Raw genomic sequence first — 12399 nt, forward strand, 5'->3', positions numbered from 1 at the left:
GAAACCCCTCAAGACTGATAACCAAAATACGCTGCCTCACGGCAACGCGTCACAGGTGGCCGGATACCCCGGAACAGGTGGCCGGATGTTGTCGGAATAGGTGGCCGGATCCTCCGGAATACGCAGTCGGGCTCCGTGGCGGCTTCAACGACCGCCAGAACCTCGAAGGGGTCAAAGCCGATGGCGCGGGCGAGCACGACCAGCTCGACGACGTCGACGCGGCGCTGGCCGCTTTCGATGCGCGCCACGAGGGATTGATGGCACTTGAGCCTGACCGCCAAGTCTTCCTGACCGAGGCCCGCCTTGATGCGAGCGTCGACCAATGCTTGGCAGAGTGCCACCTGTCCAGTGCTTCTGATTGTCTTTGCCACGCGTCACATACCTTTTGTGACGTCGCTAGCGGATGAAGTCTGTTATCTAAAAAGTCGATAGTTGAGGGTGTTATCGGCGTCTGGTTTCCATGGGCTGCAAGTCTGATGCTCCCGAGGCTGCCCATCAATCCCCTACCAATTGCAGAAATCGGCCATAGTCCTCGCTGACTTCCCGCGCTTCTTCGAAAGCGCGGGCGCGTTCGCTATCGAGGCAACGGAAATAGCTCTGGATGTCTTGGATATAATTTTCGAAATCGCCACGGATGATGTCCGCATAGTCCCGCGCCGCCTGCGAATCGCTTGGCAGGAAAGGACGGGCCGGGGCGAAGCAGGATTCCGCCAAAACCGGCCCCGGAACACAGATCAGAAGGACCAAAGCTTGCAATGGGCGCAGGCCTGTCAACTTTGGGTTTCTCAAACCTGTTATCTCCTTGATCGCGGACACCAGCCATGACTAGTGTCTGCGTAACCAAACTACAGCTAGAGCACGATATTACATCTTGCAGTTGATAGTATACTATCGTAACTCTGGGCTTCAAGTAGGAATGCCCGGGGTTGCGCCATTGGAGAAAGCGTGAGCCGGGCCATGAACTGGGACATCGAAGCACCAAATGTGGTTACGGAAGCCAGGTTCCGCGAACTCGTGGAAAGCGGCTATAGCGCAGAGATCCTGTGCCAGGAGTCGGCACACAAGAAAGGCCCCAGCTATTACGGGGTCTGGATCATGCGCGTGGTCTCCGACGAAGGTGTGGAAAAGCTCCTCGTCACAGCCCGCACGCGGACGACCTACAACGACATCAAGATCCGCGAGTTCAAGACGATCTCCGGCGTGGTGTCTTTCTTCATTGGCCTTGGCATTGCGCATGTCGACCTGCCGCTCGAGGCGGGCACAAGCCGTAGGCACAAACTCGCGCCATCAGACAAGGCCCCGTCAGACAAGGGCACTGGCAGCTAGCCTCATCTGTCTCTGGCTGGTCGCCGCGCCAGCCTCGGCGCAAATGGTCCTGGTCATGGAGAGCGACGGCTCTCTGACCCCGTCGCGGTCTCAGAGCGGCTTTGCCCGGAACTACAATGATGGCGTTGGTCAGGGATCGGCGTCCGATGGCTTGGCAATTCTTGGTGAGACTGAAACAGCTAACGAGCCTGACGCGCTGAGGTTTGCGGCCCTCGCCCGACCAGCACCCTTGCCCGGCGCAGACGTTCTCTTGGCAATCGAGGCAACAGCCCTCCGCTACGCCAGCCATCCCGGACTGCGCAGCGCGGAACTGTCCGTCACGAATTGGCTGACCCTCTACCGGGCCAATATCGAGGTGGAGAGCGCCTACAGGCAGGATGCGATCTCAACCGCAGGCGCGATTGGTTTGGGCCAACTGATGCCAGCAACCGCGCGCGATCTTGGCGTCGACCCGCGCGATCCGCTGCAGAACCTCGACGGCTCCGCCCGCTACCTCGCGATGATGCTGGAGCGCTTCGGCGATCCGCGCCTGGCGCTGGCTGCCTACAACGCCGGACCCGAGGCCGTGCGTCAATACGGCGGCATCCCCCCTTACAGAGAAACCCAGAACCACGTGGCCCGCGTCATGGCTGTCGTGGCCCGATTGGAAGGATCAAATTCATGAGACAGATTTCAAACCTCTTTGTCGCCTCGTTGGCGCTATTCCTGCTTATTGCCGAACCCGCCCTCGCACAGAGCATCGATCTCTCCCCGATCCAAAGCTTGTTGCAGGGTATCGTCGATGCGCTGACCGGGCCGCTTGGTGTGGTCATCGCCACACTCGCGGTCCTCGGCGTTTTCTTGAGCTGGTTCTTCAACATCATCGATCTGCGCCAGGCGCTCTGGGTTCTCGTCGGGATCGCCGGTGTTGCCGCCGCCCCCACCATCGTTGCCGCGGTCTTTGCCGGTGGCTGAGCGCTCGCCTCTCTTTCTCGGCCTCGTGCGCCCGCCCAAGCTTCTGGGCCTGCCCATCATGTACGCGATGGTCTGGCTCTTTGGCGCGGTGCTCCTATTCGTCTGGGTCCAGCACATCGCTGTGCTGGCTGTCGCCGCCCTGCTCTACCCAGTGCTGTGGAAGGCCGCGGATTGGGACCCGCGCTTTATTGACGTGATGATGACCGCACTGCAGGAGACGCCACCCACGCGAAACCGCAGCATCCATGGCGGGGACAGCTATGCCCCGTGATGAAGCCCGCAACGCTGCGCTCGATCCCCGCACAATGACGCCAGAGTGGTATGCGCGCGAGACCCGCCTCGCACATATGCTGCCCTATGTGAGCCTCGTTGACGACCAGACCGCGCGGACACGGGTGAACGAGCTCTTCCGGTGCATCCGGCTCGAGGGGATCAACAGCTACACGACGGACGATGCCTATCTCGACAAGGTGACAGCACTTTTTGCCCGTATCATCGCGCAGCTTGGGCCGGAATTCAGCTATTACGTCCACAAGGTCTCCAAGGCCATCAAACCGGATCTGGACCCAATTCGTGAGGACAGCTTCGCGGGCGAGGTCGACCGGCGCTGGCGCGCCAAGCTCGAAACCAGCGGGCTCCGCGACAAGACGCTGACGCTCACTGTCATTCACCGCCCGCCCCCGAAAAGTCTCCTGCCTTTCCTCAGCCGCAGCGCGCCGGACCGGCTGAGGGAGGAGACCTGCAAACGCCTACAGCGCCTTGGCGAGGCCGTGAATGTCTTTCTGTCCGGCCTCGCAGAGCTCAAACCTCGGCTACTCTCGGCCGCATCAGGGGAGTTGGTGGGGTTTCTGGGCGCCCTCAACACGGGCACCGAGCTGCCGCTCTACCCGGCAAACACCTACGGCTTTTTGTCCTTCAATGTCGCCAATACCCGCGTGACGTTTCACGGAGACCATTTCGAGCTCTCGGAAGGCGTCGTGGGGCATCGCTACGGCAAGAGTTTCACCATCGGGGAATATGCCGAGGGCACCTCCTGCACCATGTTCGACATGCTGAACCTGCCGGTCGACATGATCGTCACCCACTCCTTTACGCCGATCAATTCGAACCTCATGGCGGGCCGCATCAAGCGGCAAAAGCGCCAGATGCAGGCCAGCCAGGACGCGGCCCTCTCGCTCCTGGAGGCACTCGATATCGCCGCCGATGATCTCGAGGCCAAGCGCCAGAGCTTCGGCGAACACCATATGGTCGTGACCCTCTTCTGTGACACGCTGGACGAGTTACAAACCCTCAGCGCCGAGATCGTAAATGCCGCTGCGACCGAGGGCGTGAAGATGATCGGGGAGCGGGTCGCGGCCAAGGCGCATTACCTCAGCCAGCACCCCGGCAACCAGCCCAAGCGCGTCCGCGCCAGCGCTGTCACCAATCGCAACTTCGCGGATTTCGCGGCCTTCCACCGAACGCAGCTCGGTAAACCGCCTGCGCAAACGCCCTGGGGCCGGGTCATCACCTATCTGCCCACCCCGGAGCAAAGCGCCTACCGGTTTTCCTATCACGAACAAGGCTCGCCCGAGAAAGAACCGACCAGCGGGCATACCCTGATCATGGGACGGCCCGGGTCCGGCAAATCGGTGCTCTCGGCCTTTCTCATGACCCAGGCTCGTCGGGCAGGCGCACGGATCTTCGTCTTCGACTACCGCCTCGGGATGGAAATGGCCGTCCGCGCCAATGGCGGGCGCTATGCGTCCCTGAAAGCTGGCCAGACCACGGGGCTCAATCCGCTCTGGACCGAGACCGATGCGCGCGGCACGGCTTGGCTTTCCGACTGGCTCACAACCCTGCTCCATCGTGCCGACAAGCCGCTGACGCCTGCGCAGACCAACCGTATCCAGGAAGTCGTGCGCCAGAACGCGCAGGCCACCAACCCCGCTCTGCGCAACTGGCGGGATTTCGCCTCGCTGTTCGTCTCCACCGATGATGGTGGCGATCTGCACCAGCGCCTGCTCGAGTGGACCGAAGACGGCCGCTATGGCTGGATCTTCGGGCAGAGCCTTGAGGACACGTTCTCGCTCAAAGGCGATGTGGTGGGCTTCGATCTGACCGGCATTCTCGACAGCGAGGCCGAAAAGGAACGGATGGCCGTCCTCTCCTATCTCTTCCGCCGGGTCGAGCGCGAGATCGAGGATCGCCGCCCGACCATCATCGTGATCGATGAGGCCTGGAAGGCGCTCGACAACGCGTATTTCGCCGAGCGGTTGTCGAACTGGCTGGTGACCGCGCGCAAGCAGAACACCGTTGCGGTGATGATGACGCAATACGCAAGCCAGCTCGAGCGCACTCGCACCGGCAAGACCATTGTCGAGGCCGTGCCGACGCAGATCCTGCTGCCTAATATCCGCGCGCAGCCTGCGGATTACGCCATGCTGAACCTCACGGAGAAGGAACTCGACGTTCTTCTCAACACCGGCAGCAACAGCCGATTGGCGCTGATCCGCGACGATAAGGGCGCGATCGTCGTCGATGCCGATCTGAGCGCATTGGGGCCAAATCTCACCATCCTCGGCGGAATGGAAAAAGGCGCGGCGCTCGTCGGCGCCGATTACCGCGACCGCCCAGACTTCTGGAGGCTTTCATGATCCGTATCTTCTTGTCCCTCGCCGCCCTCGGCCTGCTCGCCTCCTGTGCGCAGTATCGCGAACCGCAGGCCAACTGCTTTTCCTTTTTGGCCTCGACGGCCCCTGTCGCGCCCGATTGCAACTTTACGCCGCTCGGCACGCCGGAGGGCGACATTGCGATTTAGCCTGCCCCATATCCTGACACTTTGCCTGCTGCCCGGTCTGGCCGCCGCCCAAGGCGTGCCCACCAATGACAGCGGGCTGACCGCGCGCGACATTGTCAAGACCGGCGATCGCGGGGCAGATCTTGCCTTGCAAGCCGACAAGCTTGCCCTGCGCGAACTCATCGCCGAGATCGAGCGCGAACAGCTGGAGACCCTGCAACGCATCGTTGAGGCCCAGACAAGCTTTGGCGGTCAGGGCTTGTCAGCCATGGTCTCAGGGCTGGAAAGCGGCAGCGGCGATCCTGACCGTTCCGTGGAAGCCGTCTATGGCACGGGCGAGATCGATCCCAATCCCGGCGGTGCGCAGATGTTCGGGGACGCGTCTGAGACCATCGAGCAGCTCATCATCCGCGTGGCCCAGGAGACCAGCGGCTTTTCAGGTGTGACCCGCGCAGGCCTCTCGCCCGTTCAATGGCGCGCGCTGCTGCAAGCGTTGATCTGGCAGGAAAGCCGTTTCACCATCGGTGCCCGTTCCCCGGTTGGCGCCTATGGGCTGACACAAATCATGCCCGGCACCGCCAGCGATCTCGGCATCAATCCGGAATACTACAACAGCCCCTATCTGCAGGTGCATGGCGGCGCGCGGTATCTCGCGGCCCAGCTCAACACCTTCGACGGCAATATCATCAACGCGCTTGCCGCCTATAACGCCGGACCCGGACGGGTGTTCGAGTATGGCGGCGTGCCACCCTTCCGCGAGACCCAGCATTACGTGTCGGTCATCCCAGAGCGCTACAATCTCTATCTGAGCCGTATCGGCGGGATCGAGGCGCTCGGCACGATCGATCCGGCGCTTCTCGCCAATGCCAACCTCTCGCTCACGGGTCATGGGGCAGCGTTCTATGGCAGCAATTCCCCCGCCGCGATCCGTCACGCCGCTCTGCGCATCTCCGACATCGTCACGCGGATTTCCGAAACCCAGGATGTGCAGGAGAGCGTCGCGCTCAACACCTATGCCCGCGCCGAACTGGTGCGCCTCGTCGCCGCCCGCATCCGGCTTCAGGCCGCCCGAACCCGCGTGCTCTCCGCCGAAGAGCTGGCCTTGGCAAGCGCCCGCATGGCGGAAGGTGCGTTCATGGAATTCACAATCAGGGAGTTTGACTGATGAGACCTGCCCTCTTGAACACGGGCCTAGTCATGGCGCTCGGGCTTGGCCTGCATATCGCTCCCATGACCCCTGCCGCAGCACAGGGCGTGCCCGTCGTCGACACACAGAACATCGCGCAAAACATCCAGCAGCTCCGGCAGATGATCGAAGACGAGATCCTGCAAAACGAGCAGCTGACGCAGCTTCGCGAACAACTTGCCACCCTCACGGAACAACTCGCCGAGTTGCAGCGCACCTACGCGGCGCTGACCCGGCTTGCCGAGCTTCCAGAAATCATTCGCACAGAAATGGAAGACGAGCTGAACGGTCTGCTTGATCAGGAGTTCGGCGACATCCTTGCCACGATTGAGGCCATAAAGACCGGGGATTTCTCTGGCCTTTCGGGGTCCGGCGCGGGCGATATTGAAACCCAGATGGACCGGGTGCTGGCCGATCTCGGCTTTGACGAGGACACGCTCTCCGAAATGGCCACCAGCGGCAATCCGGGCGCCAACCGCGTGGCAACGCAGGCAACCACCGGCGCGCTCGTCTCAGCCGCCGCCCAAAACAGCTATGAAGACGCAGGCCAGTCGCTTGAACGGGTCGACCGCCTCGTCGGTCTCATCGCAGACATGGATGAGCTGAAGGAAAGCATCGACCTCAACACGCGCGTGACGGCGGAGCTCGCCATCGCCCTGGTCGCCATGTGGCAGCTCGAGGCGATTCAAACCGTGGGCGACGGCACCGGCGGCGTGATCGATGCCGCTACCATCGCCGAAGAGCAGCGCTTCATGGACTTCACCCTGCCCGAGTTGCGCGCGGACTGACAGGGGTTGTGACACGTGGCGAGTGAACAAGAAATCATCGAAGAGGAACTGGTCTATGGCGCGCTACGCCGCGAACGGCTCTGGCAGCGCCTTGGGTTGACGGGCCTGATCTTCGGCATCCTTGGCTGTCTGAGCGCAGCAGCAGTCGCGATCCTCGATGTCGACCCGCCGCCCGTGGTGGTCCCCTATGATCCCGCCACAGGCTTTGCCCTGCCCGAAGCCTCGGTTGGAGCCACATCCGTCACTGCAAACCAGGCCATCATCGAAGCAGAAGTCTTCCGCTATGTGACTGACCGCGAGGTCTACAACCAGCTCGACAACGATCTGCGCATCCGCGGCGTGCTCCGCCGCTCGGACGGGGCCGCCGAGAGCGGGTTGCGCCAGATCTGGAACAGCGCAAATGCGAACTATCCACCGACGGTCTACGGCCCCAATGCCCGGCTCGACGTGGAAATCCTCAGCATCAATCGCATCGGGACTAATCGCGCCACAGTGCGTCTGCGCAAGCGTCTGACATCACTCAACGGCACCCAGACCGGCCTCTTCACCGCCACCCTTCTCTTCGAGTTCCACCCGGAAACCCGCCGCTCCATCGACGAGGTCTGGACCAATCCGTTTGGGTTCACCGTGCGCGAATATTCCATCCGCTCCGACAGATTGGAGAATTAATTTGATCCATAAGTTCTTTGTTGCTGCCCTCCTTGTTTTGCTGCCCGGCTTTGCCTTTGCCGAAGCGATCCCGCGCGGTGGCCCAAATGACAGTCGTGTGCGGCTGGCAACATATCAAGAAGGTCAGGTCTACCGCCTCAGCGTCTCGCTGACCCATGTGACGACGGTCGAATTCGGTGAGGGTGAGAGCATCCGCTCAATCATCGCAGGCGATACCGAGGGCTTCGAGATCGACGGCGTGCCGGGTGGGAAGGCCTTCGCGATCAAACCCGTCGCGCGCGGCGTCCACACCAACGTGACCGTCTACACCAATCGGCGCAGCTACTATTTCAACGTCGAAGAAACCCCCAGCCCCACCTTTTATGTGGTGCAGTTCCGCTACCCTGACGCCGCTGCCCGCCCGACCCGCGCCATCGCGGCACAAGCCCCGAACTACAATTACGGCGCCAGCGCGCGGACTGAGTTCACGCCGACCCGCATCTGGGATGACGGGACGTTCACGTATTTCGCGTTTCCAAGAAACGCACCCGTGCCCGCGATCTTCCGCTATGCGGGCGGCCGCGAACGCACAGTCAACACGCAAACCCCTGAAGACGGCGTGATCCGCGTCACCGGCGTAAACCGCCAATGGGTCCTGCGACTGGGCGAAGAGGTGGTCTGTATTGAGGCGACCCCGCCCGCGGAGGCCGCCTCATGAGCGATACCGAAAACCCTGAGCTGGAAAAACGCCTCGCCGCCCTCGAGAAAGGCGGGGCCCGCGCACCGTCTGCTCCGCAGCGCCGGTCGCCCCTTCTCGCGCTGATTGTGGTCCTTGTCATCGGCGCGGGTGGTGCCCTGCTTTATCTCCTCTCACAACCCGAGGAAGAGGAAGCCCTGCCGACGGCCACCCCGGATGTTTTCCAAAGCGAGGGGGACGGCTTTGGCGCCATCGAGACCTTGCCCCCGCCCGAGCCCGAGGTGGTGTTCGTCGCACCCGATCCGGTCGAGCCCAATGCCGAGCTTCTGGCGCAGATCACCGCCCTGCAGGCCCAGATCGAAGAATTGCGCAACGCCCCTGAACCCGTGGTCGAGGAAGACACGGCCGCCGCAGAGGCGATCGACGCGCTGACCGCTCAGATCGCAGCACTGCAGGCCGCCTCGGAAGCCGCACAGCAACGCTTCCAGGATGAACTGACGGCGCGGGATCGCAGCCTTGAGCAATTACGCATGGATATGGATCTGGTCCAACTCGAAGCCAATCGCCCGCAACCCGCCCCAGCCGGGCCCTCGGAAGACGAATTGCACGCACGCGAGCAAGAGCGATTGCGCCGCGAGGAAGAAGCCCGGCGCATGGCCGAGCTGGAGCGCCGCGCCGCGGAGGAACGCGCCTTCCAAGAGCGGCGCATTGCCTCGCCCACCGTCGCCTTTGGCGGTGCCTCCGGTGCGAATGAAACGGCTCTGACCGAACGCACCTTCGGCGAGGTCACCGATTTTGTTTTCAACGGTGCTCTGCCCTCCACCGTGACGCAGGCCGAGGTGATCGCCAATCCTTCAAATACCATCATCCAGGGCACCATGATCCAGGCCGTGATGGAAACCGCCCTCGACAGCTCGCTCCCCGGCCAGACCCGTGCCGTGGTATCCGAGGATGTCTACAGCGTCGATGGCACGCGCCTTTTGGTCCCCCGAGGCTCCCGCCTCATCGGGCGCTACCGCGCCGGTGTTGATATCGCGCAGCGCCGCGTGACCATCGCCTGGGACCGGATCATCCTGCCCGCGGGCCAGACCGTCCAGATCAGCTCCTTCGGGGGCGATGAGCTGGGCCGCTCCGGTGTCACCGGCTTTGTGGACACACGCTTTGCCGAGCGTTTCGGGTCAGCCGCCCTGATCTCGCTGATTTCCGCAGCGCCAAGTGCCGCCGCCTCCGAGGTCCAGGATGAGACTGCCGCCGACGTTCTCGAAGACGTTGGCGATGATCTGGCAGATGCCACGGACAGCGTCATAGGCGATTACCTCTCCATCGGCCCCGTCATCTATGCCGACCAGGGCGCCCGCGTCACGGTCATGGTCGACCGCGATCTGGAGATATTTTAAGCCCATGTCACTGAGCTATCTTGAGACATCGCTTGACCAGATCGAGGCCGCCGCCCGCGACGATGTCATCGAGATTTGCATCAATCCCGATGGCACCTGTTGGGGCGAATTCCAGGGCGATCACTTCATGCGTCAACTAGACCAGAGTCTGACCGCAACCGAAGTGAAAGACCTCGGCAACCAGATCGCCTCCTCGGCAAATACCACGATGAGCAAGGACCGCCCCATCGTCTCGGTCTCGATCACCTATAAAGGCCGCCCGATCCGCGCCCAGGTCATCACGCCGCCCGCCGTGCTCTCGGCCATGTCGATCAGCCTGCGGTTCTTCTCAAGCCTGCCGCTCGCGGGTATCGCGCTTGATTTTCTCTACGGCACGGAGCGCAAGCTCGAAGACCTGCGCGTGGAGAAAAAGTGCGCCTTGCGCGCCGTGGTGGCTGCAGGCGTGATCGATGATGCGCTGGCCTTCTGCGTCGAGAACAAGCTCAACATGATCGTCTCGGGCGGCACCTCAACCGGCAAGACTGTGGCCGCGCGCAAGATCCTCTCTCATGTCCCGTCCGAGGAACGCATCGTCACCATCGAAGAAGCCGCCGAGCTTTTACCGACACAGCCCAATGCCGTGACACTCATCGCCAATCGCGATGCGGAATTCCAGACCGCCGATGTACTGCTCACCGCAACGCTGCGCATGCGCCCCGACCGGATCATCCTCGGCGAGGTCCGCGGCAAAGAGGCCATGACCTTTCTCGAGGCGATCAACACCGGCCATGGCGGGTCCATGACCACGCTGCATGCTGAAACTCCGCAACTCGCCGTGCAGCGCCTCGCGATCGCAGCGCTCAAGACCGAGATCCCGATGACCTATACCGACATGATCCAGTACATCGAGAACTCCATCGATGTGATCATCCAGGCCGGGCGTCATGCTGGCCGTCGCGGCATCACCGAATTCTACCTCCCCGGCGCAGATCAAATCGGAGCCCCCCATGAAAACCTTTGAATACGACCTCCTGTCCTTTCCCATGACCCGCAAAACCAGCCTTGCCGACATGCAGGCCAGCCTGAATGCGAAGGGGGCCGAAGGCTGGGAGGTGGTGTCGATCAGCTCCTCGGAATTCGCCAATGTCGGGCACACGGTGTTTCTGAAACGCGAAACGACAACCGTTGGAGCCACGGCATGAGGGTGACGCAGTATCCGCTCGCCCTCACCGCGCTGGCTCTGGCTCTGGGCCTGGGCCTGACGGCTGCCCCCGCCTTCGCCGAGCGCGACCTAGTCCCGACCTTGGAGCGCAGCTTCAACGTCTGTCCAGACCGCCCCACTGAGCCCATCTGGATGCAAGACATCCCCCTGCGCCAAGCCTATCAGCGCGTGTTGGTCCAGGATATCTACCGCGCCCAGAATCTCGAGCCCATCGTCGAGACCGGCAACTGCGACTGCGAAATCCGGTTCCCGTCCTGGGACGCTGCCGAGGCGATGTTTCGTGAGCGCCACACGAGCGATGAACGGTGGGAGATGCTGCAAGTCTCGGACGGCTACAACCGCCGCGCCAACGACGTCCGTCTCGAGGCCAAAGCGATCTGCGAAGCAGCGGGCAACTGGTGAGGCAGAACCCCGATGAGCGTCGTCACCTATTTCGTTGAAACCTCCCAGGGCTATCTCGACACCGCCGCAGAAACCCAGTTCGGATCGGTTGCGGCAACGGTCGGAACACTTATGGTTTTGGGCACTACGCTCGTGGTGATCCTCGTCTTCCTGAACATGATCTACCAGTACAAGGCGATGGATGGCCGCACGGCCTTCTGGCTCGCGGTCAAAATCGGACTGATCGGGATATTCGCGACCAACTGGGTGCAGTTCAACGCGCTCTCCTCCGCCATCCTTGCCGGGATCGACAGCATCGCAGGCGCGCTGGTTGCTTCGGTTGGTGGTGGAACTCCCGGCCCTTCTGGAACTTTCGCCGAAGAGTTTGACCGGCTGATCGCGGAACTAGGGGACTATCTCAACGCCGCCGGGTCCGAGCTGAACTGGATGGCAGGGGCCATGCTCGACATCGTGGGTGTTCTTCTGCTCTCGATCCTTGGCGGGCTGGCCGCCTTCATCCTCGTGGCCTCCCGACTGATGATCGCGCTTCTGATAGGGATTGCCCCAGTGATGATTTTCCTGACCCTCTTCGAGGTCACCAAGGACTATTTCGCGCGCTGGCTGTCGGCGCTGGTTTCCTTTGCCCTGTACCCCATCGTCGTGGCCGGCGTGTTTGCGACGATCACCGGTGTTTCTTCCGCACTCATCGGCGAGCTTGGCGACCCCGAAGGGGCCTCCAACATTGGCGCGCTCATTCCCTTCTTCATGATGGTCCTCATGGCCAAGGGTTTCATCATCGCAACACCCTTCATCGTCCGCGCGATCTCCGGCAACATCATGATGCCTGCCCTCTCCGGCGGCCTTGGTGGCGGATACAGCTTCGCTCGCGCAGCGATGGGCAGCCAGCAAGCCTACTGAAGTGGTCCTGCTTTTTAGGACAGGTTTGCGGCTTGTCTAAGATGCATCAGATTTATGTTCATGCCGCTTTTCGTATCTCTGCTTGCTCGAAGTATGCCGCGTCTGGGGTGCGTTTGTCGAGCGC

General features: G+C 62.1%; 15 protein-coding genes and 2 pseudogenes. 15 read left to right on the plus strand and 2 right to left on the minus strand.

What is annotated here, in order from left to right:
* Positions 1-125 precede the first annotated feature (125 nt).
* A pseudogene (locus ROE7235_RS17005) lies at positions 126-371 on the minus strand (helix-turn-helix domain-containing protein); the annotation flags it as partial.
* Positions 372-495: 124 nt separating this feature from the next.
* Positions 496-747, minus strand: a complete 252-nt coding sequence (locus tag ROE7235_RS17010; RefSeq protein ID WP_072794323.1) for a hypothetical protein — start codon at positions 745-747, stop codon at positions 496-498.
* A gap of 210 nt (positions 748-957) precedes the next feature.
* Here ROE7235_RS17010 and ROE7235_RS17015 point away from each other — a divergent pair, with 210 nt between their 5' ends.
* The 15 genes and pseudogenes from ROE7235_RS17015 to ROE7235_RS17080 all read left to right on the plus strand — a co-directional run.
* The gene (locus tag ROE7235_RS17015) at positions 958-1326 is read left to right on the plus strand and encodes a hypothetical protein (protein ID WP_121096765.1); all 369 of its coding nucleotides are present in this window, start codon (positions 958-960) and stop codon (positions 1324-1326) included.
* Between the two features lie 43 nt (positions 1327-1369).
* Positions 1370-1990 carry a lytic transglycosylase domain-containing protein gene (locus ROE7235_RS17020; protein ID WP_121096767.1) on the plus strand — a complete coding sequence of 207 codons (621 nt, stop codon included), beginning with the start codon at positions 1370-1372 and terminating at the stop codon, positions 1988-1990.
* Positions 1987-2280: a TrbC/VirB2 family protein gene (locus tag ROE7235_RS17025; RefSeq protein ID WP_012187323.1), complete on the plus strand. Its 294-nt coding sequence runs from the start codon at positions 1987-1989 to the stop codon at positions 2278-2280. The genes ROE7235_RS17020 and ROE7235_RS17025 overlap by 4 nt, the downstream gene beginning before the upstream one ends.
* A complete protein-coding gene (locus tag ROE7235_RS17030; protein WP_121096769.1) occupies positions 2273-2551 on the plus strand; it encodes a VirB3 family type IV secretion system protein in 279 nt (92 codons plus the stop codon). The genes ROE7235_RS17025 and ROE7235_RS17030 overlap by 8 nt, the downstream gene beginning before the upstream one ends.
* Positions 2541-4916 carry a VirB4 family type IV secretion/conjugal transfer ATPase gene (locus ROE7235_RS17035; RefSeq protein WP_121096771.1) on the plus strand — a complete coding sequence of 792 codons (2376 nt, stop codon included), beginning with the start codon at positions 2541-2543 and terminating at the stop codon, positions 4914-4916. The genes ROE7235_RS17030 and ROE7235_RS17035 overlap by 11 nt, the downstream gene beginning before the upstream one ends.
* Entirely contained in the window at positions 4913-5080 is a 168-nt protein-coding gene (locus tag ROE7235_RS20235) for a hypothetical protein (protein WP_183073561.1), read from the plus strand. Before ROE7235_RS17035 ends, ROE7235_RS20235 begins: the two co-directional genes overlap by 4 nt.
* Positions 5081-5135: 55 nt before the next feature.
* Positions 5136-6224 carry a lytic transglycosylase domain-containing protein gene (locus tag ROE7235_RS17040; protein ID WP_121096791.1) on the plus strand — a complete coding sequence of 363 codons (1089 nt, stop codon included), beginning with the start codon at positions 5136-5138 and terminating at the stop codon, positions 6222-6224.
* On the plus strand, positions 6224-7033 hold the full coding sequence (locus ROE7235_RS17045) for a type IV secretion system protein (protein ID WP_121096773.1): 810 nt from the start codon (positions 6224-6226) through the stop codon (positions 7031-7033). Before ROE7235_RS17040 ends, ROE7235_RS17045 begins: the two co-directional genes overlap by 1 nt.
* A gap of 15 nt (positions 7034-7048) precedes the next feature.
* The gene (locus tag ROE7235_RS17050) at positions 7049-7702 is read left to right on the plus strand and encodes a VirB8 family type IV secretion system protein (RefSeq protein ID WP_121096775.1); all 654 of its coding nucleotides are present in this window, start codon (positions 7049-7051) and stop codon (positions 7700-7702) included.
* A gap of 1 nt (position 7703) precedes the next feature.
* Positions 7704-8399 (plus strand): TrbG/VirB9 family P-type conjugative transfer protein, encoded by a 696-nt coding sequence (locus ROE7235_RS17055; protein WP_121096777.1) that lies wholly within the window; start codon positions 7704-7706, stop codon positions 8397-8399.
* Positions 8396-9775, plus strand: coding sequence for a TraB/TrbI/VirB10 family type IV secretion system protein (locus ROE7235_RS17060; protein ID WP_121096779.1), 1380 nt, complete (start codon positions 8396-8398; stop codon positions 9773-9775). The genes ROE7235_RS17055 and ROE7235_RS17060 overlap by 4 nt, the downstream gene beginning before the upstream one ends.
* 4 nt (positions 9776-9779) lie before the next feature.
* Complete coding sequence (locus ROE7235_RS17065; RefSeq protein WP_121096781.1) at positions 9780-10775, plus strand: ATPase, T2SS/T4P/T4SS family; 996 nt, start codon at positions 9780-9782, stop codon at positions 10773-10775.
* Positions 10762-10956 (plus strand): DUF4177 domain-containing protein, encoded by a 195-nt coding sequence (locus tag ROE7235_RS17070; protein WP_121096783.1) that lies wholly within the window; start codon positions 10762-10764, stop codon positions 10954-10956. The genes ROE7235_RS17065 and ROE7235_RS17070 overlap by 14 nt, the downstream gene beginning before the upstream one ends.
* Positions 10953-11378 carry a hypothetical protein gene (locus ROE7235_RS17075; protein ID WP_121096785.1) on the plus strand — a complete coding sequence of 142 codons (426 nt, stop codon included), beginning with the start codon at positions 10953-10955 and terminating at the stop codon, positions 11376-11378. Before ROE7235_RS17070 ends, ROE7235_RS17075 begins: the two co-directional genes overlap by 4 nt.
* Before the next feature lie 12 nt (positions 11379-11390).
* Positions 11391-12272: pseudogene (locus ROE7235_RS17080) on the plus strand (TrbL/VirB6 family protein); the annotation flags it as partial.
* Between the last annotated feature and the right edge of the window lie 127 nt (positions 12273-12399).

Source organism: Roseinatronobacter ekhonensis, assembly GCF_900499075.1.
Lineage (GTDB): Bacteria > Pseudomonadota > Alphaproteobacteria > Rhodobacterales > Rhodobacteraceae > Roseinatronobacter > Roseinatronobacter ekhonensis.